Origin of the sequence: Streptosporangium roseum DSM 43021 (assembly GCF_000024865.1) — a bacterium.
GTDB lineage: Bacteria > Actinomycetota > Actinomycetes > Streptosporangiales > Streptosporangiaceae > Streptosporangium > Streptosporangium roseum.
Genome location: NC_013595.1, coordinates 3,597,497 through 3,617,801 on the forward strand (window position 1 = coordinate 3,597,497; position 20,305 = coordinate 3,617,801).

General features: G+C 71.2%; 18 protein-coding genes and 1 riboswitch. Of the genes, 2 read left to right on the forward strand and 16 right to left on the reverse strand.

The genetic code is table 11. The features are described 5' to 3' along the window. Positions 1–7: 7 nt before the first annotated feature. From SROS_RS16015 to SROS_RS16055, 9 genes are all read right to left on the reverse strand, one after another. Complete coding sequence (locus tag SROS_RS16015; protein ID WP_012889986.1) at positions 8–901, reverse strand: aldose 1-epimerase family protein; 894 nt, start codon at positions 899–901, stop codon at positions 8–10. A 76-nt stretch (positions 902–977) separates the two neighbouring features. After that, positions 978–1,985: a LacI family DNA-binding transcriptional regulator gene (locus SROS_RS16020; protein WP_012889987.1), complete on the reverse strand. Its 1,008-nt coding sequence runs from the start codon at positions 1,983–1,985 to the stop codon at positions 978–980. A 33-nt stretch (positions 1,986–2,018) separates the two neighbouring features. Continuing rightward, entirely contained in the window at positions 2,019–3,443 is a 1,425-nt protein-coding gene (locus SROS_RS16025; RefSeq protein WP_012889988.1) for a GH1 family beta-glucosidase, read from the reverse strand. Then, on the reverse strand, positions 3,440–4,315 hold the full coding sequence (locus tag SROS_RS16030; protein WP_012889989.1) for a carbohydrate ABC transporter permease: 876 nt from the start codon (positions 4,313–4,315) through the stop codon (positions 3,440–3,442). The genes SROS_RS16025 and SROS_RS16030 overlap by 4 nt, the downstream gene beginning before the upstream one ends. Further along, the gene (locus SROS_RS16035) at positions 4,312–5,289 is read right to left on the reverse strand and encodes a carbohydrate ABC transporter permease (protein ID WP_012889990.1); all 978 of its coding nucleotides are present in this window, start codon (positions 5,287–5,289) and stop codon (positions 4,312–4,314) included. Before SROS_RS16035 ends, SROS_RS16030 begins: the two co-directional genes overlap by 4 nt. A gap of 81 nt (positions 5,290–5,370) precedes the next feature. Then, complete coding sequence (locus SROS_RS16040; protein ID WP_012889991.1) at positions 5,371–6,723, reverse strand: ABC transporter substrate-binding protein; 1,353 nt, start codon at positions 6,721–6,723, stop codon at positions 5,371–5,373. Positions 6,724–7,299: 576 nt separating this feature from the next. Beyond that, a complete protein-coding gene (locus tag SROS_RS16045) occupies positions 7,300–8,004 on the reverse strand; it encodes a CHAP domain-containing protein (protein WP_012889993.1) in 705 nt (234 codons plus the stop codon). A gap of 20 nt (positions 8,005–8,024) precedes the next feature. Then, positions 8,025–8,164, reverse strand: a riboswitch (cyclic di-AMP (ydaO/yuaA leader). A gap of 371 nt (positions 8,165–8,535) precedes the next feature. After that, positions 8,536–9,114 (reverse strand): TetR/AcrR family transcriptional regulator, encoded by a 579-nt coding sequence (locus tag SROS_RS16050; RefSeq protein WP_012889994.1) that lies wholly within the window; start codon positions 9,112–9,114, stop codon positions 8,536–8,538. Positions 9,115–9,129: 15 nt separating this feature from the next. Then, entirely contained in the window at positions 9,130–10,002 is an 873-nt protein-coding gene (locus tag SROS_RS16055; protein WP_012889995.1) for an oxidoreductase, read from the reverse strand. Between the two features lie 165 nt (positions 10,003–10,167). Between SROS_RS16055 and SROS_RS16060 the strand changes: the two genes are divergently transcribed. Together SROS_RS16060 and SROS_RS16065 are read left to right on the forward strand one after the other, a co-directional pair. Then, entirely contained in the window at positions 10,168–11,217 is a 1,050-nt protein-coding gene (locus SROS_RS16060; RefSeq protein ID WP_012889996.1) for a hypothetical protein, read from the forward strand. After that, a complete protein-coding gene (locus SROS_RS16065; protein ID WP_012889997.1) occupies positions 11,214–12,419 on the forward strand; it encodes a DUF6716 putative glycosyltransferase in 1,206 nt (401 codons plus the stop codon). The genes SROS_RS16060 and SROS_RS16065 overlap by 4 nt, the downstream gene beginning before the upstream one ends. Before the next feature lie 20 nt (positions 12,420–12,439). On the opposite strand, the gene SROS_RS16070 is transcribed toward SROS_RS16065, so the two are convergent. The 7 genes from SROS_RS16070 to SROS_RS16105 all read right to left on the reverse strand — a co-directional run bounded on the left by SROS_RS16070 (position 12,440) and on the right by SROS_RS16105 (position 20,073). Beyond that, positions 12,440–13,387, reverse strand: a complete 948-nt coding sequence (locus SROS_RS16070) for an aldo/keto reductase (protein ID WP_012889998.1) — start codon at positions 13,385–13,387, stop codon at positions 12,440–12,442. A gap of 92 nt (positions 13,388–13,479) precedes the next feature. Beyond that, positions 13,480–14,769, reverse strand: a complete 1,290-nt coding sequence (locus SROS_RS16075) for an alpha-2,8-polysialyltransferase family protein (protein ID WP_012889999.1) — start codon at positions 14,767–14,769, stop codon at positions 13,480–13,482. Next, on the reverse strand, positions 14,766–15,695 hold the full coding sequence (locus tag SROS_RS16080) for a glycosyltransferase family 2 protein (protein WP_043652119.1): 930 nt from the start codon (positions 15,693–15,695) through the stop codon (positions 14,766–14,768). Before SROS_RS16080 ends, SROS_RS16075 begins: the two co-directional genes overlap by 4 nt. Positions 15,696–15,760: 65 nt before the next feature. Further along, a complete protein-coding gene (locus SROS_RS47415; RefSeq protein ID WP_081453131.1) occupies positions 15,761–17,818 on the reverse strand; it encodes an N-acetylneuraminate synthase family protein in 2,058 nt (685 codons plus the stop codon). Between the two features lie 204 nt (positions 17,819–18,022). Beyond that, positions 18,023–18,208 carry a CsbD family protein gene (locus tag SROS_RS16095; RefSeq protein ID WP_012890002.1) on the reverse strand — a complete coding sequence of 62 codons (186 nt, stop codon included), beginning with the start codon at positions 18,206–18,208 and terminating at the stop codon, positions 18,023–18,025. A 128-nt stretch (positions 18,209–18,336) separates the two neighbouring features. Continuing rightward, the gene (locus SROS_RS16100; RefSeq protein WP_012890003.1) at positions 18,337–19,314 is read right to left on the reverse strand and encodes an alpha/beta hydrolase; all 978 of its coding nucleotides are present in this window, start codon (positions 19,312–19,314) and stop codon (positions 18,337–18,339) included. A gap of 18 nt (positions 19,315–19,332) precedes the next feature. Beyond that, positions 19,333–20,073 (reverse strand): dienelactone hydrolase family protein, encoded by a 741-nt coding sequence (locus SROS_RS16105; protein WP_043652124.1) that lies wholly within the window; start codon positions 20,071–20,073, stop codon positions 19,333–19,335. Between the last annotated feature and the right edge of the window lie 232 nt (positions 20,074–20,305).

Consider the following 20,305-nt stretch of genomic DNA (forward strand, 5'->3'; position numbering starts at 1 on the left):
CGGTACCTCAGATCGGGGAGATCGTCCAGGAGGTCTCGATCTTGTCGCCGGCCTGGAGCACGACCAGGTCGGTGCCCGAGTTGAAGGCGTCCGGCGGGCAGGTCATCGGCTCGACGGCCAGCCCGGAGTGACCGAGCCCGGTCCCGGTGCACACCTGGACCCAGGGCAGCGTCGCGGCGTCCCAGCGCATCTCGACCCCGCCGTCCGGGCCGCTCACCCGCACCCGGGCCAGTCCGTCGGCGTCCGGGACGATACCGGTGAAGGCGTGGTCCACGGCGGTGTCGCCGACCGCGCGCCCGGCCGTGAAGTCGTACGGCGTGCCGGAGACGTCCTCCAGGGAGCGCGGCAGCAGCCTGTCGTCCACCAGCAGCACCTTGGTGGCGGGCACGTGCAGCTCGTAGCCCTCGACGTCGCCCGGCAGCAGCCACGGGTGCGGGCCGCAGCCGTAGGGGGCGGGGCCGTCGCCGAGGTTCTCGGCGGTCAGGGTGGTGGTCAGCCCGTCGGGGGTGAGGGAGTAGAGGACCTGCAGGGCGATGGTGAACGGGTAGCCGGGGGACGGGGTGATCGTGTACGCCAGCCGTACGAAACCGTGCTCGTCCTCCACGGCGAGCCACTCCACCGCCTCCCAGTCGACCTCGGCGACCAGCCCGTGGATGGCGGTGCCCCTGTCCTCCTCGTTCGCCACGAGCCGGTGTGTCTCGCCCTCGAAGATGTAGGAGGCGTCGGCGATCCGGTTGGGCCAGGGGGCGAGCAGGGTGCCGCTGTAGTAAGGGATCGGCTCGTCTGCCTGCCAGCTCGTCACCAGGTCGCGCGCACCGTGTCGGAGCACGCGCAGGGCCGCGGCCCGCTCGCTGATCTCGGCGTGCATGGTGCCGCTGCGGAGGGTGAACTGCCGGGACACGGGAGTCCTTTCGCCGGGGGAGTGAGGAGGGGATGGAGACGGCCTGCTCGAAGTTATACAGGCCGAGCCGTCCCTGTTACGCGGAGGCCCGCTCGACCAGATGGGTGTCGAGTATCACCACGGGCTGTTCCAGATGCTCGCCGTTGATGCGGGCGACGAGGAGATGGGCCATCTGGCGGCCCATCGCCTCGGTGGGCTGGTGCACGGTGGTGAGTGCGGGGGAGGAGTGCGATCCGGCGGGGGAGTCGTCGAACCCGATCACCGCGACGTCCTCGGGGATCTTCTTGCCCTCCTCCCGCAGCACCCGGATCGCGCCCAGCGCCATCGGGTCGGAGGCGGTGAACACCGCGTCGACGTCGGGGTTGCCGGCGAGGAGGCCGCGCATGGCGACGATGCCGCTCTCCTCGCTGAAGTCGCCGTAGGCCACGATCTCGGTCATGCCGGTGGCGAGCAGCGCGTCACGGTAGCCCGCGAGCCGGTCCACGCCCACCCCCATGTCCTGCGGACCCGCGATGGTGGCGATCCGGCGGCGGCCCTTGCCCAGCAGGTATTTGACCGCCTGCCGGGCGCCGGCCCGGTTGTCCACGTCGACGTAGCTGTATGGGGTCAGGCCGACGGGGCGGCCGCCGATGACGGTCGGCACGCCCATCGCCTCCAGCCGCCCGGGCAGCGGGTCGGCGCCGTGCAGCGAGATCAGCAGCACCCCGTCGACGTGCTGCCCGGTCAGGTAGTGCTCCAGCCGCTCGTGGTCCTGCGGCGTCTGGGCCATCGCCAGGATGAGTTGCAGACCGGTCTCGGACAGGGCCGAGCCGATGCCGCGGATGGTCCCGGCGAAGTAGGGTTCGTCGAAGACGCGTAACTCCGACTCCGAGACCACCAGCGCGACCGTGTCGGTGCGCCGGGTGACCAGCGCGCGGGCCGCCCGGTTCGGGACGTAGCCCAGCTCCTGGATCGCCTGCTGGACCGCGCCGCGGGCCTTCTCGCTCACCTTCGGTGAGCCGTTGATGACCCGCGACACCGTGCCACGGCCGACACCGGCCAGGGCCGCGACCGCCTCAAGCGTCGGACGACGGTCGCCGTTCATGTTCTTCGCCCCCATGAAAGATTCGCTGACCCCTTATTCTGCCGGACCGCTCAGGCCTCCACGCCTGATTGTCCCGGCATACCAGAGAGCGCTCTCTTTGGGAACTCTCAGCTGCGACTCGTAGTCGACGCGCACCAGCCCGAAACGCTTGCCGTACCCCCACGCCCACTCGAAGTTGTCCATCAGCGACCAGGCGAAGTAGCCCTCCAGCGGCACCCCGGCCTCGATCGCGGCGTGGCAGGTGCGCAGGTGGGCGTCGATGTAGTTCAGGCGATCGTGGTCGTGCACGACGCCGTCGGCGCCCACGACGTCGTCGAAGGCCGCGCCGTTCTCGGAGATGACCAGCGGGATCCGCGGGTACTCCCGGGCCAGCCGCAGCAGGATCTCGTGCAGCCCGCTGTCGTCGATCTCCCAGCCCATCGCGGTGACCGGCCGCCCGCCCTCGACGAACGACACGTCCTCGCTGCCGACCCACGGCGACCCGGTGCCGGTGGGGGCCGCCGCGGCCGACGCCGCGCCGCCGGGGGTGCCCGAGACGGTGAAGCGGCTGTAGTAGTTGATCAGCAGCATGTCCAGCGGGGCGGAGATGACCTTCATGTCCCCGTCCTGGACGAACCCAGGCACCTCGGCGAGGTCCTCCAGGACGTCGGCCGGGTACTCGCCCTTCAGCAGCGCGTCCAGGAAGAAGCGGTTCTGCAGGCCGTCGATGCGGCGGGCGGCGTCCTGGTCGGCCTCGGAGCCGGTCTGCGGCGAGATCGCGTAGAGGTTGACGCTGCCGCCGATCCTGCTGTCGGCCCGCTGGGCGCGCATGGCCGAGGTGGCCAGGCCGTGCGCGAGGAGGAGGTGGTGGGCGGCGCGCACCGCCTGCGCCGGCTCGCGCCGCCCGGGGGCGTGCTCACCGGAGGCGTATCCCAGGAACGCCGCGCACCACGGCTCGTTGATCGTGCTCCAGTTGCGGACCCGGTCGCCGAGCGCGTCGTGTACGGCCGCCGCGTAGTCGGCGAAGCGCTTCGACGTTTCCCGTGACGGCCAGCCGCCCGCGTCCTCCAGGGCCTGCGGCAGGTCCCAGTGATAGAGCGTCACCCACGGGTCGACGCCGCTCGCCAGCAGCTCGTCGACCAGCCGGCTGTAGAAGTCGAGGCCCTTGGAGTTGATCGCGCCGCTGCCGTCGGGCTGGATCCGGGGCCAGGAGACGGAGAACCGGTAGGCGCCCAGGCCGAGGTCGGCCATCATCCGGACGTCGTCGCGGTAACGGTGGTAGTGGTCGATGGCGACGTCGGCGTTCTCGCCGTTGACCACCCGGCCGGGCTGCTGGACGAAGGTGTCCCAGATGGATCGGCCGCGGCCGTCCTCGGAGACCGCGCCTTCGATCTGGTAGGCGGAGGTGGCCGCGCCCCAGACGAAGCCTGTCGGGAACACCAGATCCGGGGTCTGAATCCGCGTCTCTTGCGTGGTCATGCCTTGACCGCACCTTCCATGAGGCCGCCGACGATCTGGCGACCGAACGCGACGAAAACGATGAACAGGGGGAGGACCGAGGCCGCCGTGCCGGTGAACAACATGACGTAGTCGGTGCCGTGGGCCTGGTTGAGCGCGGCGATCGAGGTCTGCACCACGGGGTTGTCCGGGTTCAGGACGATCAACGGCCACATGAACTCGTTCCAGGTCTGCATGAAGACGAGCAGCGCCAGTACGGCCATGCCGGGACGGAGCGCGGGCAGGATGACGTTCGCGTAGATGCGCATGGTGGAGGCGCCGTCGACCCGGGCCGCCTCGACGAGCTCGTCCGGCACCGCCTGGGTGGCGTACTGGGTCATCATGAAGACCCCGAACCCGTTGACCAGGAAGGGCAGGATCACCGCCTTGAGCTGGCCGGTCCAGCCGAGGGTGACCATGAGCTCGTACAGCGGCACCACGCCCATCTGCTGGAGCGGGACCATCATCGTCACCAGGATCAGGCCCAGCAGGATCTTGCTGCCCCTGAAACGCAGCTTGGCGAAGGCGAAGCCGGCCAGGGTGGAGATGAGCACGACCGACAGGGTCACGGTGACCGAGACGATGGCCGAGTTGGCCAGGCCGGTGAGGAAGTAGGCGTCCTCGGTGGCCAGCAGCCGCTCGACGTTCTCACCGAGGTGCCCGCCGGGCAGCATCGGCGGCGGGACGTCGATCGCCTCCTCGTTGGTCCGCGTGGCCATGATGAACATGTAGTAGATCGGGAAGGCCGACAGCACGAGGGCGACGGCGAGGACGACCTTCGTCAGCGGGCCGGCGTCCCAGATGCGGTTGCGGGCCTCCGGCTGCGCGGGGCGCCGGGTCTGGATCGCCGTCACTTGGAACCCCCGATACGGCGGGTGAAGGAGTAGTTGATGAGCGTGCCGATGAGGATCAGCGCGAACAGCAGCCAGGCGGCGGCCGAGGCGTAGCCGAAGTCGAAGTCGCGGAACGCCTCCTTGACGATGAACATCGCCACGGTCTGGTACTGGCCGGTGGCACCGCCGGCCATCGTCGGGTTGCCGTCGAACATGACCGGTTCGGTGAACAGCGTCAGGCCGCCGATGGTCGAGATGAACACCGTGAAGATGATCGTCGGGCGCAGCATCGGGATGGTGATCTGCCAGAACTGCCGCCGCGCCGTGGCGCCGTCGATGGCCGCGGCCTCGTAGAGGTCCTTGGGGATGGTCTGCATGGCGGCGAGCAGGATGATCGCGTTGTAGCCGGTCCAGCGCCAGTCGATCATCGTGGAGATCGCGATCCACGAGGACCACTTCTCGTTCTGCCAGTTGATCGCGTCGACGCCGAAGAGGCCGAGGAACCAGTTGATCATTCCGTAGTCGCGCCCGTAGAGCTGGGTGAAGACGACGGCGACGGCGACGACGGAGGTGATCAGCGGCAGCAGCACGCCGAGGCGGAAGAAGAGCCGGCCCCGGATGCGCTTGTTGAGCGCGTTGGCGAGGATCAGGGCGAGGACGAGCTGCGGGACCGTCGACATGACGAACATGCCGAGCGTGTTGATCACCGCGTTCCAGAAGGCCTCGTCGGTGATCAGGGAGACGTAGTTGTCGATCCCGACGAAGGTCTTGTCCCCGGCGAGCTCCCAGTCGTGCAGCGACACCCAGAGGGTGTAGCCGAGCGGGAAGACGCCGAAGACGGCGAAGAGCAGGAAGTAGGGGGAGACGAGGAAGTAGGGAGTCGCCCGGAGGTCGAACCTGGCGAGTCCGCCGCCGCCCCTTCCCGAGCCCCGGTGCCCGGACGGCCGGCGGGGGCCTGGCCGGGCCGGAGCCGGAGTGTCGACGTGCAGGGTCATGTCCAGCCTTTCAGCGATGGGCAGGCGACCGGCCCGGCGGCGGGGAGGCCGCCGCCGGGCCGGTGCGGATCGGGAAGGGGATCAGCCCGCTGCCTTGACGCCGGCCTCGAGGAACTTGGTCCAGGCCTGGTCGTAGGGGACCGAGCCCTGGTCCATGCCCTCCAGGACCTTCTCCACGGAGGTCTTCACCTGGGCGTGCTTCTCACCGAGGAAGGTGGGGAGCAGGTCCTTGACCGAGGCGCCGAAGATCTGGCCGGTGGGCGCGTCGTTGAAGAACGCGTTCTTCAGCTCGCTGACCGCCGGGTCCTGCTGCGCGGGGATGGAGCTCGGGAAGGCCGCGGCCTCCTGGAAGGCCAGGACGTGGCCCTCCTTGCCGGTGAGGTAGTTCAGGACCTCGGCGGCCTCCTTGGGGTGCTTGCTCTGCTTGGGCACCGCGAGGTAGGAGCCGCCCCAGTTGCCGGCGCCGCCGGGCACCGCCGCGACGTCCCACTTGCCCTTGTTGGAGTCACCGGCCGCGCCGGAGACCACGCCGAGCATCCAGGCCGGGCAGCCCATCGCGGCGAACCCGCCCTTCTTGATGGCGGCGTTCCACGGCGGGGTGAAGGAGGCGAGCTTGGCGGTCAGACCGGCCTCGCTGAAGCTCTTCACCGTGTCGAAGGAGGTCTTGATGGCCGGGTTGCTCTCGATGACGAGCTGGTTGTTCTTGTCGAAGTAGGAGACGTTGCCGTTCTTCGGCGCCTCCTGCGACAGGATCACGTTGTAGAGGGTGTTCGGGCCGTCGAGGAACTTGGGGTCGCTCTTGCCGGGGTTGGCGGCCTGGAACTTCTTGCCGACCTCCATGAAGGCGTTCCAGTCCGGCCAGAGCTTGCCGACCTCCTCGCGTTCGGTGGGCAGGCCGGCCTTCTTGAACAGGTCCGCGCGGTAGCACATGGTCATGCCGCCGATGTCGGTGCCCAGGGCGAACAGCTTGTTGTCGGCGTTGATGCCGTTGTCCCACTTCGCCGCGGGGAAGTCGGCCTTGCGGCTGTCCAGCCCGTACGCGGCGAGGTCGGTGAAGAACTGCGGACGGGCCTTCATGAGGCCCATCGCGCCCTCGTCCAGGGCGATGATGTCGGCCGCGCCGCTGCCGGCCTGCAGGCGCTGGAGCAGCTGGGGCAGGTAGACGTCCTCGAAACGGTCCGTCAGGTTCTGGTACTTGACCTGGATGTTCGGGTGCGCGGCGTTCCACGTCTCCACGGCCTTGTCGTAGCCGAAGTTCTCGCCGCCGCCGAAGGTGTGCACGGTGATGGTCACCGGCTCGGCGGCGGCCGGCGCGGAACTGCCGCCGGCCGCGGGCTTGGCGTCGTCACTCGAACCGCAGGAAGTGATCGCCAGGGCGGTGGCAGCCATGACCGCGACCGCGGCGAGCTTGCCCTGCCGCTTGTTGTTCAACATTCCGGACCCCTCTCAGGTGGTCGCCCGAATCGATGGGAGGTGACATCGCGGATCGGTCCCCGACAAACGCGATCGGCGATGGGGTGGTTCCTCAATGTGCTTTGGGAGCGCTCCCACGAAGAGTGGACGATAGGCAACCAGGACGTCAATATGCCGAAACTCAACCGTTACATCCGGGTCGCCGAGGGTGGACGAATGGACACACAGTTCGGCAAACCTCTCAGAGAGGTGTTTGGGAGCGCTCCCATCACACGGGGACACTCCGGGACATTCCGTACGGCGCGGCTGGCGCGGAGGAACGGTCGCGCTGGAGGGGGCCGAATTCCGGACGGCGGAAAGGAGGCCGGAAAGGCGCCGGAGGGAGACCTGCGCGAGAGGGGGACCGGAAGGGGGGAGAGGGGCCGGAACGGGGGAGAGGGGGCCGGAGCGGGGTGCGGGAGGCGGGAGAAGGGATGACCGGGAGGGGAGGAGGGGGCCGTTCGGGGAGGGCGGAACGCCGAAAGGGGTCCGGCTCGGTGAGCCGGACCCCTTTCGGCGATCGGTGCATCAGGTGGCCGGTGAACCGGCCGGTGTGAATCAGCCCGCGTAGACCGGGTAGCCGTAGCCGACGACCTGGGACTTGGGCCGGACGCGGTGCTCGACCTTGCCGTTTCCGGTGTTGCCCTCGATCGTGCTGATCGTGCCGTCGCCGTTGTCCTTCTTCACGAAGCCGACGTGGTCGATGCCGCTGATGCTCTTGCCGCCGTTCCAGTCGAAGTAGACGACGGCGCCGGGCTTGGCGGTGGTGCCCCAGTGCTTGTTGTCCTTGAACCACTTGGCGTGGGAGACGGTGTAGGCGTCCCAGCCCATGGTGGGCCGGATGCCGGCCTGCTCGCCGACCCAGGAGACGAACATCGCGCACCAGGGGGCGTTGGCGTAGGCTCGCGGGCTGCCGCCGTCACGGGCGACGGTCTCCTTGGCCCGGGGGGAGGCCACGTACCAGGACTGGAACTTGGTCCCGCCGCCCTGGGCGTTCTCGGAGATGCCGACCTGCTTGGCGGCGAGGTCCAGGACCTGCGCGGCCGTGACCTTGGGCAGGCGCTCGGCCTCGATCTGGAGAGGGGTCTTGTTCGCCTTGACGGGCTGGGCGACCTCTGCGGGGGCGGGGTTGAGGTGGCCCTGTCCGGGAGTGTCCGCCAGGGCGGAGGGGGCTGCTGCGAGGCCGCCACCGAGAGCGATGGAGGCGCCCAGAACGAGGTGGGTCAGGTGACGGGTCTTGGGGGTGAGGCGGTTCTTGGCCATGCGGGGGTGTGACTCCTTGCTTCGCTTCTCATTCCGCCTACCGGGTTAGCTGACGGGTTCGGGCTGGGAAGTGCCCTACGGCGCGCGGAGGCGCCGATTCACCCCAAGAACGGTTGGTTCCCCGGTTCCGCGAGATTCGCGGATTCGGCGGCCGTGATCACCGGGCGGAACGATCCGCTTGGATGAAGCACGGTCGGGCAATGTGTTGGCAATGCGTAGGACTGGTTAGACCTAGGCGTTCACCAGGAATGAGTAGAAGCTACGTGAACCGGACAAACGATTACAAGTCCGGCACATTGCTCTGACTTGGGAATACGCCCGAATCCGGGGGGAAGTCTTGGCCACGCTCAAGATCCCTCGCGACGCGTCCGGCGGCGGGCGCGGAGCCGGAAACGCCTGTGGGGCGGGCGTTTCCGGGCATCGGCGCCGGCGGGGAGCCGCCGGGCCGATCTCGCCCCGCCCCGCGGTTTCGCCATCATCGTAGATCTTTTGGCTTAACCCCGTTTTACCTGCGAAAACACCTGATTTTGATCAGGGAGTGGCGGTGGACCAGGCGCGGATCAGCGGCAGCAGCACCCGGTCGACCGTCTCCTCCGCGAAGGCGCCGTCCAGCGGCTCTCCGGTGATGAGGAGCCGGTGCCAGACCAGGGCCTCGGTGACCCTCCTGATCTCGCCGGGGTCGGCCCCGCCCGGCAGCTCGCCCCGCTCGCGGGCGCGGTCGAGGAGCGGGACGGTGCCGGTGATGTCGGGGCGCGGCACGTTCGCGCGCAGGGCGGCGGCCAGGCCGGGGGCGGTGAGCAGGGCGGGGACCAGCGCGAAGACCAGGCCGTGCTTCTGCTCCAGGGTCCGGCAGAATCCGGCCACCACCGCCACCAGGTCGCCGCGCATCGACCCCGTGTCGGGCGGCGGTGCGACGTCGATCTCCAGATGGTTGCAGACCAGGTCCACGACCAGGGCCTCCTTGCCCGGCCAGCGGCGGTAGATCGTGGCCTTGCTCGCGCTGGCGCGCCTGGCGATCTGGTCGACGGACATGCGGTCGAATCCGACCTCGGAGAGCAGTTCCATGGTCGCGTCGAGAATCGCCCGCTCTCGCCTGGGGTCGAGCCGCAAGATGCCTCCGGTGGGCTACGAGTGCTGTGTGATCGTCTCGAATCGTACGCCTGTGAGCTCCTCCGACGCCTCCCACAGCCGCCGGGCCACCGTCTCGTCCAGCGCCTTGGGCGAAGGGGTCAGGGTCTTCGGGCCGGGACCGATGAACCGGCCTCCGGTCACCTCGGGAGAGGTCGCGGCGTAGAGGGAGGGGATCGCGCCCCTGTCGGGAGACTGGAGCGCCAGCCGCATGAGAGCGCCGGCCGGCCGGGTGAGCACGCCCAGCTTCATGATGCCGGTGGCCGTCGCGCCGGGGTGGGTGGCCACGCTGAGCAGCCGGTCCCCCGCCCGGCGCTGCAGTTCCAGCGTGAACAGCAGGTTGGCCAGCTTCGATCTGCCGTAGGCCGAGAACCGTCCGTACCGGCGTTCGAGCCCCAGGTCGTCGAAGTCGATTCTGCCCAGGCTGTGCGCGTCGCTGGAGACCGTGACGACCCGGGCGCCCGGCCTGGCGAGCAGATGGGGCAGCAGCAGCCCGGTCAGCGCGAAGTGGCCCAGATGGTTGGTGCCGAACTGCATCTCGAAGCCGTCGGCGGTGGTCCGCCGGGGGATCATGCCAATTCCTGCATTGTTGACCAGTATGTCGATCGGCTCGTCGAAGGCGGCCGCGAAGCCCCGCACCGAGCCCAGATCGGCCAGATCCAGCACTCTCGGCTCGATCCGCGCGCCCGGCGTCTCCGCCCGGACCGCCTTCACCGCCGCCTCCCCCCTGGCGAGGTCGCGCGCGGTCACGATCACCCGGGCGCCGCGCCCGGCCAGCCGTGACGCGGTCGCGAGCCCGATGCCGCCGTTGGCGCCGGTGACCACCGCGGTGGAACCGGTCAGGTCGGGGATGTCGTCCGGAGTCCACATGGCCTGTCTCCTCTGAGGTGTGCGATCGGGATGTGTGCCGTAGTGTACGAAACCGTTCCGTACACCACGGTAGATCGTTCCGCGCCGGGTGCGCAAGTGGGCGTATTCGGGTGTTCACCCGCAGTTCCAGGACGTGTAAGACATCCGGGTTACGGTGAGGCGGTCGTGAACGGGTCATCGCCCGGCGTGGAGAACGGTCGAGACCACGCGCGGGAGCAGGGTTCGGCCGTCGCCTGGGTGGAGTCCCCGCTGCAGATGCTCTGCGCCGTGGAGGCCCACCACGCCGGACTGCTCGGCGCCCATGCCCGGGTGGTGCCCCGTGCCGGCCTGCGCCCGCTCGTCGTCACCGGCCGCGAGATCTCCCGGCTCGGCCTCCCCGGCGGCCTGGAACTGGCCACCCCCGAGCCCGGGATGCCCCGGCCCCGCCGGGGCACGACCTGGGTGGTCGGCGACGCCTTCTCCGGCAAGGTGCAGTCCGGCTGGCTGACCGCCCTGCCGGGACGCATCGTGATCGTCGACGACGGCCTGGCGACCATCAGGCTCCTGGAACTGCTCACCGGGCGGATCCGGACGCCGCTGCTGCGGGCCCGCGCCACGGCGAACCCGCTCAGGGCCGGGCTCAGGAGCGCGCTGGGAACGGCGGCCGGCCTGCGGCTGCGCGCCGCCGCCCGATCCGGCCGGCTGTCGATCTTCACGGCGCTGCCCGTCCCCGCCGAGCTGGCGCGGGCCGTACGGGACAGGGGCGCGGAGCTGGTCACCCACGACTTCGCCTGGCTGCGGTCACAGCCCCTGCGCAGGCCCCGCCCCGAGGAGCGCACCGTCGTGCTCGGCACCTCGCTGGTCCGCAACGGCCTGATCCACCGTGACCGCTACTTCACCTGGCTGGCCGGGCTCGGCTCGTCCGAGCCGGTCGCGTACTTCCCGCACCGCAGGGAGGACCCCCACGATCTCGCCCAGGTCGGGGAACAGCCCGGGATCACCGTCTACGACGGCGGGATCCCCGCCGAGATGACCCTGCGCGGACTCGCCGCCGAACAGCGGGTGCTGAGCCTGCCGTCCACCGCGGTCACCTCCCTGCGGGTCCTGCTCTCGGCCCGGGGCGTGACCGTGGAGACGGTCGACGTCCCCGAGGAGTGGTGGACCGCCCAGGCGGCGCCCTCACTCCGTTCCCACCTGTCGATGTTCGCCCATCACGACACTGGAGCTACAGCTTGAAGGTCCTGGCCGTGGCCGACTCGGATTCCTACCTGAAGTGGGCCGCCCACCTGCTCGGGGACCTGCCGTCGAGCTGTACGGCGGAGCTGGCGGTGATCCGTACGCCCATCACGCCCTCCCCGGCCCAGATCCACGCGGCCGTCGCGGGTGCGGCCGCCGATCCGCCCGTGCTGTCGGCCCGTGCGCTGCGCCGGGCCGCCGAGCGGCTCAGACCGGACGTGGTGCTGGTCGCCTGCACCGGGCCCGTGGTGGACGTGCTGGTCAGCGAGGTGCTCGCCGGCCTGACGCCGAGGCCGGTGTTCGTCTCCGGGCTGCCGGGGATCTCCATCCCGGCGACCGAGAAGGCATGGGTGTTCCGCAGCGGATGCGACCTGTTCGTCCTGCACAGCGAGCGGGAGGTCGAGGAGTTCTCGGCGATCGGCCGGGAACTGGGCGGAGGCGGGGCGGTGGGACTGACCCGGCTGCCGTTCCTCCTCGGCGGCGGCGGGGAGGTCCCCGTCACCGGCCCGCGCGACCGGGTGGTGTTCGCGACCCAGGCCAAGGTGCCCAGGCGCAGGGAGGAGCGCGAGCGGATCCTGCTCGGGCTGGCCGCGCTGGCCGGACGGCGGCCCGACCTTGACGTGGTGGTCAAGCTCCGCGCCCTGGACACCGAGCGGCAGACCCACAACGAGCGCCACCACTACCAGCGCCTGTGGCAGTCGCTGGCCGACGACGGCCGGGTCCGTCCCGGCGCCGTGCGGTTCGCCGTGGGGCCCATGCACGAGCACCTGGCCCACGCGGCCGGATTCGTCACGGTCAGCTCGACCGCCGCGCTGGAGGCGATCGCCCAGTCGGTGCCCCTGCTGGTGCTGTCGGACTTCGGGGTCAGCGCCGAGATGATCAACCTGGTCTTCGAGGACAGCGGCCTGCTCGGCACGCTGGACGACCTGTCCGAGAGCCGCTTCCGCACCCCGGACGAGGCCTGGTGCCAGGCCAACTACTTCCACCGGCGCGGGGAGAGCGACTGGGTGTCCCAGATGGTCACGCTGGTCGCCCAGGTCCGTGCGGGACGCCGGGCTCCGGCCCGGTCGCTGCTCGACGGCCCGCAGCACGCCGCCGCCCGGCGCCGCGCCCGCCTGCGGGTCGAGGTCCCGCCCAACGTGCTGCGCGTCGGCTACCGGGCCAAGCGCCGGATGCGCCGCTACCTCAACGCGCTGGGCTGACCGGAGGCGCCCCCGGAGGGTCAGGCGGCGGCGTCGAGCAGGCCGCGGTGTTCGGTGCTCAACGTCAGCGACACCCCGGCGAGTGCCTCGTCGAGCTGCTCCGTGCCGCTGACGCCGACGATCGGTGTCACCGCCGGGGCGCCGCCGGACAGCCAGGCCAGGACCACCTGGTTCCGGCTGACGCCGAGCTCCCGCGCCACCCGGGCGAGGGCGGCCAGCCTCCGGGTGGTGCCCGGGTGGTCGTAGGCCTCCGGGAGTGGCCGGTCAGGACGGGTGTAGGCGCCTCCCAAAAGTGCCGTGTAGGCCCACAGGGACAGCTCCGGGTCGGACTGGACGTAGTCGACGATCTCGTCGGTGACCCAGCCGAACCGGTGGTCCTGGCCGGGGACGGAGGCACCGGGACGGGGCTGGAGGTACGAATGGCGCAGCTGGAGCGCGGTGTACCCGGCCCAGCCGTTGCCCCGGGCGATCTGCCGGGCCCGCTCCACCCGCCAGAGCGGATGGTTGGAACAGCCCAGCCGGCCGACGGTGCCCGACCCGACGAGCTCCGCGAAGGCCCCGGCCGTGTCCTCCAGCCGGGCGGCGCGGTCCTCCATGTGCGCCCAGTACAGGTCGATCCGGTCGGTGCCCAGCCGCTGGAGGCTGCCCTGCACCGCGTTCCTGATCGCGGGGGCCGACAGGCCCTCGCGGTTGGCGGGCCACTCGCCGGGCCCCACGGGTTCGGCGCCCACCTTGGTGCTGAGATACACCCGGTCCCGGACGCCCGGGCGGCGGGCCAGCCACCGGCCGATGACCTCCTCGCTCTGCCCGCCCCGGCCGCTCGGGTCGGACCAGAAGGCATAGCAGTCGGCCGTGTCGATCAGCGTGCCCCCGGCGTCCACGAACCGGTCCAGCACCTCGAACGATGTCCGCTCGTCCAGGCGCGTGCCGAAATTCATCGCTCCCAGCGCGAGATTGACCGTCGTCATGTCGTGCCCCCTTCCGCGTCGGCTCCGGGACACAGGGTTCCACCTGGAGTGCGCTCAAGGTCAAACAGCGCGGCGCCGCCGGGCCGTACGGGTCAGGAAAGCGCTCGGGACAGGCGGTGGCGGAGCCTGCCCAGGGCGCCGGGCTGCTGGGCGGAGGGCGCGGGGGACAGCTCCAGGGCGGCCAGGCGCTGCCGCTTGAAGTAGCGGGCGGGCCCGTGGGCGTCGAGGTAGGCGGCGGCCGGCTCGCGCAGGCCGGGGTAGGTCTCGCTCCGCATGCAGTAGCCGACCGCGCGGACCAGGGCCTGGAGGTCCACCGGCGGCGGCTCCTCCAGCGACCCGTCGGCCGACAGGCGGGGGAGCAGGGCGTCGGTGATGGTGGCGGGCACGCGGTTGCTGTTCTCGTACGGCGAGAGCCGTTCCAGGACCAGTTCCCCGCCCATCGTCGCCACCGGCAGGCCGAAGTGCCGCCCGGCGGTGATCAGGGCGGTGGAGAAGCACCCCGCCACGAGGGCGGGCCTGAGCGCGGCGAAGCACGACTCCGCGGGGACGCCCTCTCCCGCCACCGCCAGCCGGACGCCCAGCTCTCCGGCCGTCTCGCGGAGCCGCTGGGCGTGCCGCCGCCCGGCGGCCGGATGGGGCTTGAACAGCACGGTGTCGAACCCCCGGGCGACCAGGCCGCGCAGCATGTCCGCGTGGAGCCCGGCCTCCTCCTCGGGGGTGACGATGTCCAGCGCGGACAGGTACTGGCCGAGGATCATCGGCGGTCCGGCGGGCAGGTCCCGCGTCTCCTCCCCGCTCGCGCCGCTCTGCGCGATCACGTCGAGGAAGGCCCGGTCCGGAAGGGTCTCGGCGGGCACGCCGTACTCCGACAGCAGCAGCGGGGACAGGCCCGGGACGAGGTCGAGGTGGAGCAGGCGGGTGATCCGGCCGGAGATCTCCGCCGGGAGCGGGTCGCGGGTGGGACCGTAGCTCATCAGGCCGTCGGAGTAGACCGTGATCGGGCAGTCCTTGACCAGACCGGCGAGGGTCCGCGCGGGCGGGACCGCGATGGACTCCAGGATCAGCTCGTCGGGGCCGCCGTCGAGGGAGAGGTGGGACAGCAGCAGTCGGCCCAGCATCGGGACCTCGATGATCCGGGCCTTCCAGTCCGACGGGTGCAGCGGGGCCACGACGTCGTTCCACGACCGGACCTCGTCGAAGCGCGGGCGCAGCGCGGCGAAGCCGGGGACCTGGTCCAGGGACGGGGTGATCTCCGGGATGGCCGCGTTGTTGGAGACCAGCAGGATCCGGCGGCCGTCGCGCGGTCCGAAGCGGCCGTCGTCGATCGCCGCCGCCAGCGTCATCGCGCCGAACAGGGTCGAGGCGTAGAAAAGCTGCGTCATCGGGCCTCCAACAGCCGCCGCAGGATCTGGTCGCGTGCCGGGTCCAGGCGAGTTTCGGCGAGCAGGCCCCCGGGCAGCCGCCGCAGGGCTTCGGCGCCGCGCCGCTCGAAGCGGGTGCGGAGCTCGGGGGAGAAGCGGTCGGCCAGCTCCAGGTGGTGGGCCAGCAGGGCGCAGAAGGTGCGCGCCGCCTTGGGCGCGAACTCCTCTTCCAGATCGGCGAAGACGAGGTCGAAGGCGTCGAAGAAGTGCAGCTGCCGGGCGTCGCCGATCCGGGTCAGCGAGCCGGACACCATCCGCCGGTAGAAGAGCCCGGCCAGCGAGACCACTCCGAACGAGCTCGCCTGACGGTGCAGCCGCCAGATCCACGGCCGGTCCTCGGCGGTGTGCAGGTGCCCGGGGAAGTTCAGCAGGTCGCCGAGGTCGCGGCGGTAGATCCCGGCCCAGGCGTAGGGGTAGTCGACCATGGTCCTGACCTCGGCGGGCAGGATGTGGTCGCGCGGCTTGAGCACCACCTCGCGGGGGGCCGGCGGCGCCCGGTGGATCACCCGCCTGCGGCCCTCCACCTGGACGTGGTCCACCCGGACGAAGTCGCAGCCGAGCCGTTCGATCGCCCCGACCAGGTCGGTGAGGTAGCCGGGCGCCAGCCAGTCGTCGCCGTCCATGAAGGTCAGGTAGCGGCCCGAGGCCAGCGACACCCCGAGGTTGCGGGCGTCGGCCAGCCCCACCGGCCGCTCGTTGCGCAGGACGACCAGGCCGGGCAGGTCCTCGCGGAAGTCCTCGATGATCTGCCCGGTCGCGTCCGTCGATCCGTCGTCCACCACGATGAACTCGAAGTCCCTGTGCGCGTTCCTGACGAGCGAGGTCAGCGCGTCGGAGATGTAGAGCTCGGCGTCCCGCACCGGGACGACGACGGACAGCTTGATCAAGTTTCCTTTTCCCATTCAGAGTCCGGTCCTCGGCGAGGACCCGCGTAGCCGCCTCCCGGGGCGGGTCACACGGTGACGCGGCGCAGGCGGGACTTGGGGGCCTCCTCGCCGGGGAAGACCCGCTTGACGCCGTCGCCGAGCGCGGTCTCGATGATGCGGATGTCGCGGACCAGGTGCTCCAGGCCGGCCGGCTCCAGCGAGGCGGCGTGGTCGGAGCCCCACATGGTGCGGTCCAGCGTGATGTGCCGCTCCACGGTCACCGCGCCGAGGGTCACCGCGGCGAGCGAGATCTGCAGGCCGCGCTCGTGGCCGGAGTAGCCGACCGGCACGCCGTACCGCTCCTGGAGGGTGACGATCGTGCGGAGGTTGGCCTCCTCCGGGGGCAGCGGGTAGGTGGAGGTGGCGTGCATCAGCACCAGCCTGGAGGTGCCGAGGATCTCCACCGCCCGGTCGATCTCCTCCAGCGTGGACATGCCGGTGGACAGGATGAGCGGCTTGCCGGTGGCGGCGAGCGCGCGGAGCAGCTCCAGGTCGGTCACGCTGGCCGAGGCGATCTTGTGCGTGACCACGTCCATGGACTCCAGGAAGTCCACCGACGGCACGTCCCACGGCGAGGCGAACCAGTGCAGGCCCCGCTCCCGGCAGTGGGCGGCGATCTCGGTGTACTCGTCCAGGCCGAACTCGGTCCTGAGCTTGTACTCCATGTAGGTCATCTCGCCCCACGGCGTCTGCCGGATCTGGTCGCGCTGCTCCAGCGGCACGCAGATCTCCGGCGTGCGCTTCTGGAACTTGACCGCCTGGCAGCCCGCCTCGGCCGCCACGTCGATGAGCCTGCGCGCGATGTCCAGGTCGCCGTTGTGGTTGATGCCGATCTCGCCGATCACGTAGACCGGCCGGCCGGCGCCGACCAGCGCGTCGCCGATCTGGACCGGCCTGGCGACCGGGGTGAGCCGCAGCTCGGCGCGGGGCGCGGGGGCGGGCACGGCCTCGGTCGCCGGGCGGGCCGCGAGGACCCGGTCGCACAGCTCCCGTACGGCTCCCGCCCCGCCGGGCCTGGTGAGCACGGTCCGGGCGGCGGCGCGGACCCGGGGGTGGGCGTCGGGGACCGTGACGGGCCAGCCGACGTCGCTCATCGGGCCCAGGTCGTTGACGTCGTTGCCGATGTAGGCGACGCGGGCCGGGTCCAGCCCCTCGATGGCCAGCCAGTCGCGCAGCACGGTCCGCTTGTCGGTCAGGCCCTGCAGGACCGGCACGCCCAGCTTGCGGGCGCGGGCCGCGACCACCGGGTTGTGCTCGGTGGACATGATCATCAGCTTGACGCCGGACCGGCGCAGCAGCGCGATGCCCATGCCGTCGGAGCGGCTGACCGCGACCATCTCGCGGCCGTCCTGGTCGACGTAGGCGCGGTCGTCGGTGTGCACGCCGTCGAAGTCGGTGATCACGGCGTCCACGTCGATCGGCTCGGGCTGGTCCACGAACGGCGCCAGCGCCCGGACGATCTCCAGGTCCTCGGCGGTGTCCACCTCGATGGCGTGCCGCGACGGCACCGCCTGGACGGCGACGGCGCCGAAGAAGCGGTGGCCGTGCTCGCGCAGGCCCTCGGTGCGCATCACGTAGAACGCGCCGGTCTCCCGGAAGTGGGGCTCGCGGTCCTGACGGCGCGGCCGGAAGGACGGGTCGTGGTTGACGCCCGCGCCGGCGGCGCTCCAGAGGAACTCGTGCGTCTCCAGGCCGGAGAACACCACGTCGGCGGTGCCGTCGAGGACCTTGACGATGGCGGTGTCCAGGTCGGCGGGGTCGATGAAGGCGCTGGTGCACTGGACCAGGACGACCACGTCGGGGGTCTCGGGCAGGTGGTCGAGCACGTGCAGCACGGCCGACTCGCTGGAGGCGGTCGCGTCGCTCAGCTCCTCAGGCCGGTCGATCACGGTCGCCCCGGCCTCGCGGGCCACGGCGGCGATCTCCGCGTGGTCGGTGCTGACCGCCACCTCGTCGATCAGCTCGGCCCGCACGCAGGCCCTCACCGCGCGGGCGACCAGGGGTGTGCCGCCCACCGCGGCCAGGTTCTTCAGCGGGACGCCCACCGAACCTCCACGGGCGGGGACAACGGCCAGGACTCGCAAGGTGGCTCCTCATGACATACGACAAACGCCCCTGAACTGGGGTGTTTTAGGAACGCTAGTCACGAGGGTGGCCGGACAGGGGTGCCTGAGCTGAACGTCCAGAGTCGCCCGCCTTAACTTTCCGGGCGAGGTGGGAGCTCCAACACGGAAGGCGCCGCGGACGGCGTCAGTGCCGTCCGCGGCGCCCGTCATCCGGCGCGGTCCCTACTCGGCGAAGTGGCCCCGCGTGTCGTCGGAGACCTTCTTGGCCCTGTCCTTGGCCTTGTCCGCCGCCTCCTTCGCCTTACCCTTGGCACGGTCGGCCCGGCCCTTGTTGGCCAGGCTGTCGTTGTCGACCGCCTCCCCCGCGGTCTCCTTGACCTTGCCCTTGATCTGGTCGAAGTTCGTCATCTTGCTCCCCCGTAGTTCAGGACCGATTGGTTATTTCCTCTCATAGCCAGATGTGAGGTCACTAACCGTCACTTAGCTAACTTTAAGTGACAAAATACGCCTTCATGGTGACGGAGTGCGACGGGGCGTCAGGCTGTCACGCCGATGGAGCCCATGAGCATCGGGAGCGCGCGTTCCAGGCCGCGCTGCCAGTACGGCCAGCTGTGCGTGCCGGGGCCGTAGAAGTCGACCGCCACCTCGACGCCGTCCGCCCTGGCCCGCTCGGCGAAGGTGGCGGCCTGGCGGAGCAGGGACGCCTCCCCCTCGTCCGGGGAGGCCGCGGGGGAGTCCAGCGGGCCGGGGGAGCCGTCCCCGCAGGAGACGAAGAGCCGCACCCCGCGCAGCCTCCCGGTGAGGTCGGCCGGGTTGTGCGCGGCCCACTCCGGATCGTGCGGGGCGCCCCAGAGCTTCCCGGAGTCCTCGCCGCTCCGGCCGAGCAGCCAGTCGACGCCGCCGTTGCCGTCGCGGGTGTGCAGCACGCCCGAGAAGGAGGCGGCGGCCTGGAACATGCCCGGATGGCGGGCTGCGTAGGACATCGCGCCGAACCCGCCCATGGACAGTCCGGCCACCGCGCGGCGGTCCCCGGCGCCGTAGTCGCGCTCCAGGATCCGGCGGACCTCGGTCAGGTGGAAGCTCTCCCAGCCGGGCCCCTCGCGCCAGTCGGAGTAGAAGCCGACCTCGCCGCCCTCGGGCACGACCACGATCGCCGGGTAGCGCGAGGTGAGCCTGGCGGCCTCCCCCCGGGTCACCCAGGCGTCGTACTCGGACTGGCAGCAGCCGTTCAGCAGGTACAGTACCGGCCACGGCCCCGAGCCCGGCCGCCAGCCCTCGGGCAGCAGCACGCGGACCATGCCCTCGCGGCCGAGCGCGGCGGAGGAGATCGTGAGCACGTGGTCGCGCTCGCCCAGCCGTTCGACCGCGACGCCCGGCGACCCGCCGCGGCCCTCACCCCCGGGCAGGTCGCCGGAGGATCCGGACGAGAAGGGTGTCAGCAGCGCGACAAGCACGGCCGTCACCGCCGCTCCGGCCAGCAGGAGCACTCCCAGGCGTACGGCTGTGCGCTTCACACGCTCAATCCTGGCGTTTCATCGGTTCCCCGTGAAGCCCGTCGGCGGGATCCCCGGGATCGGCGCGGGCCGAATCCCCGGGATCGGCGGGCCCTCGCCCTCGGGGCCGGGTTCCGCTGCGAGGTGGCGCAGGAACCACTCCTGGGCCAGCCGGGAGACCTGCTCCAGCGCCCCGGGCTCCTCGAAGAGGTGCGAGGCGCCCGGGACCGTCTCCAGGCGCGTCTCGCCGCGCAGCCTGGCGGCCGCCTCGCGGTTGAGTTCGGCGACGACGGGGTCGCGCCCTCCGACGATCAGCAGCGTGGGCTGGTGGACCGAGCGGAGCGCCTCGCCGGCGAGGTCCGGCCGCCCGCCGCGGGAGACGACCGCCTTGACGAGGGCGGGCCGCGCCGAGGCGGCGACGAGCGCGGCCGCCGCGCCCGTGCTGGCACCGAAGAGCCCGGCGCGGAGGCCGGTGGTGGGCGCGTGCCGCGCCAGCCAGTCGGTCAGCGCCACCAGCCGTACGGCGAGCATGCCGATGTCGAAGCGGAACTCACCCGTCCGGGCGTCGGCCCGTTCCTCCTCCGGTGTGAGCAGGTCGGCGAGGACCGTGGCCAGACCGGCCCTCTGGAGCTCGCCCGCCACGTGGCGGTTGCGCGGGCTGTGGCGGCTGCTGCCGCTGCCGTGCGCGAACAGCACCATTCCGTGCGCCGGTCGCGGCACCACGACGTCGGCCTCCAGCACGATGTCCGCGGCCGGGATCTCCAGGCGTTCAAGGTTCATCCGGACGGCATTCAAGGCGTCCTCCCTCGGATGAGGGGACCCTTCCCCGCCCGGGGTGGGGAGGGTCCGCCGCTGATCGGTGTGGTCCGTCACTCTCCCCGGATATGCCCGAATTGTGGCGAATGAGACGGCAGTCCGGCGTGATTTCCCGCCGGGGGAGATGTCCCGCCACCCGGGCCGCGTGATCCCGCACCGGCCCCGCCCGGCGTCCTCCGGCGCGTGGGCGAGCCGG

Excerpts from the sequence above, each read along its gene's own strand:
- SROS_RS16025 (WP_012889988.1), bottom strand. The coding sequence starts at position 3,443 with ATGACCACGCAAGAGACGCGGATTCAGACCCCGGATCTGGTGTTCCCG.
- SROS_RS16075 (WP_012889999.1), bottom strand. The coding sequence starts at position 14,769 with ATGACGCAGCTTTTCTACGCCTCGACCCTGTTCGGCGCGATGACGCTG.
- SROS_RS16035 (WP_012889990.1), bottom strand. The coding sequence starts at position 5,289 with ATGACCCTGCACGTCGACACTCCGGCTCCGGCCCGGCCAGGCCCCCGC.
- SROS_RS16105 (WP_043652124.1), bottom strand. The coding sequence starts at position 20,073 with ATGAACCTTGAACGCCTGGAGATCCCGGCCGCGGACATCGTGCTGGAG.
- SROS_RS16070 (WP_012889998.1), bottom strand. The coding sequence starts at position 13,387 with ATGACGACGGTCAATCTCGCGCTGGGAGCGATGAATTTCGGCACGCGC.
- SROS_RS16040 (WP_012889991.1), bottom strand. The coding sequence starts at position 6,723 with ATGTTGAACAACAAGCGGCAGGGCAAGCTCGCCGCGGTCGCGGTCATG.
- SROS_RS16045 (WP_012889993.1), bottom strand. The coding sequence starts at position 8,004 with ATGGCCAAGAACCGCCTCACCCCCAAGACCCGTCACCTGACCCACCTC.
- SROS_RS16020 (WP_012889987.1), bottom strand. The coding sequence starts at position 1,985 with ATGAACGGCGACCGTCGTCCGACGCTTGAGGCGGTCGCGGCCCTGGCC.
- SROS_RS16055 (WP_012889995.1), bottom strand. The coding sequence starts at position 10,002 with ATGTGGACTCCGGACGACATCCCCGACCTGACCGGTTCCACCGCGGTG.
- SROS_RS16095 (WP_012890002.1), bottom strand. The coding sequence starts at position 18,208 with ATGACGAACTTCGACCAGATCAAGGGCAAGGTCAAGGAGACCGCGGGG.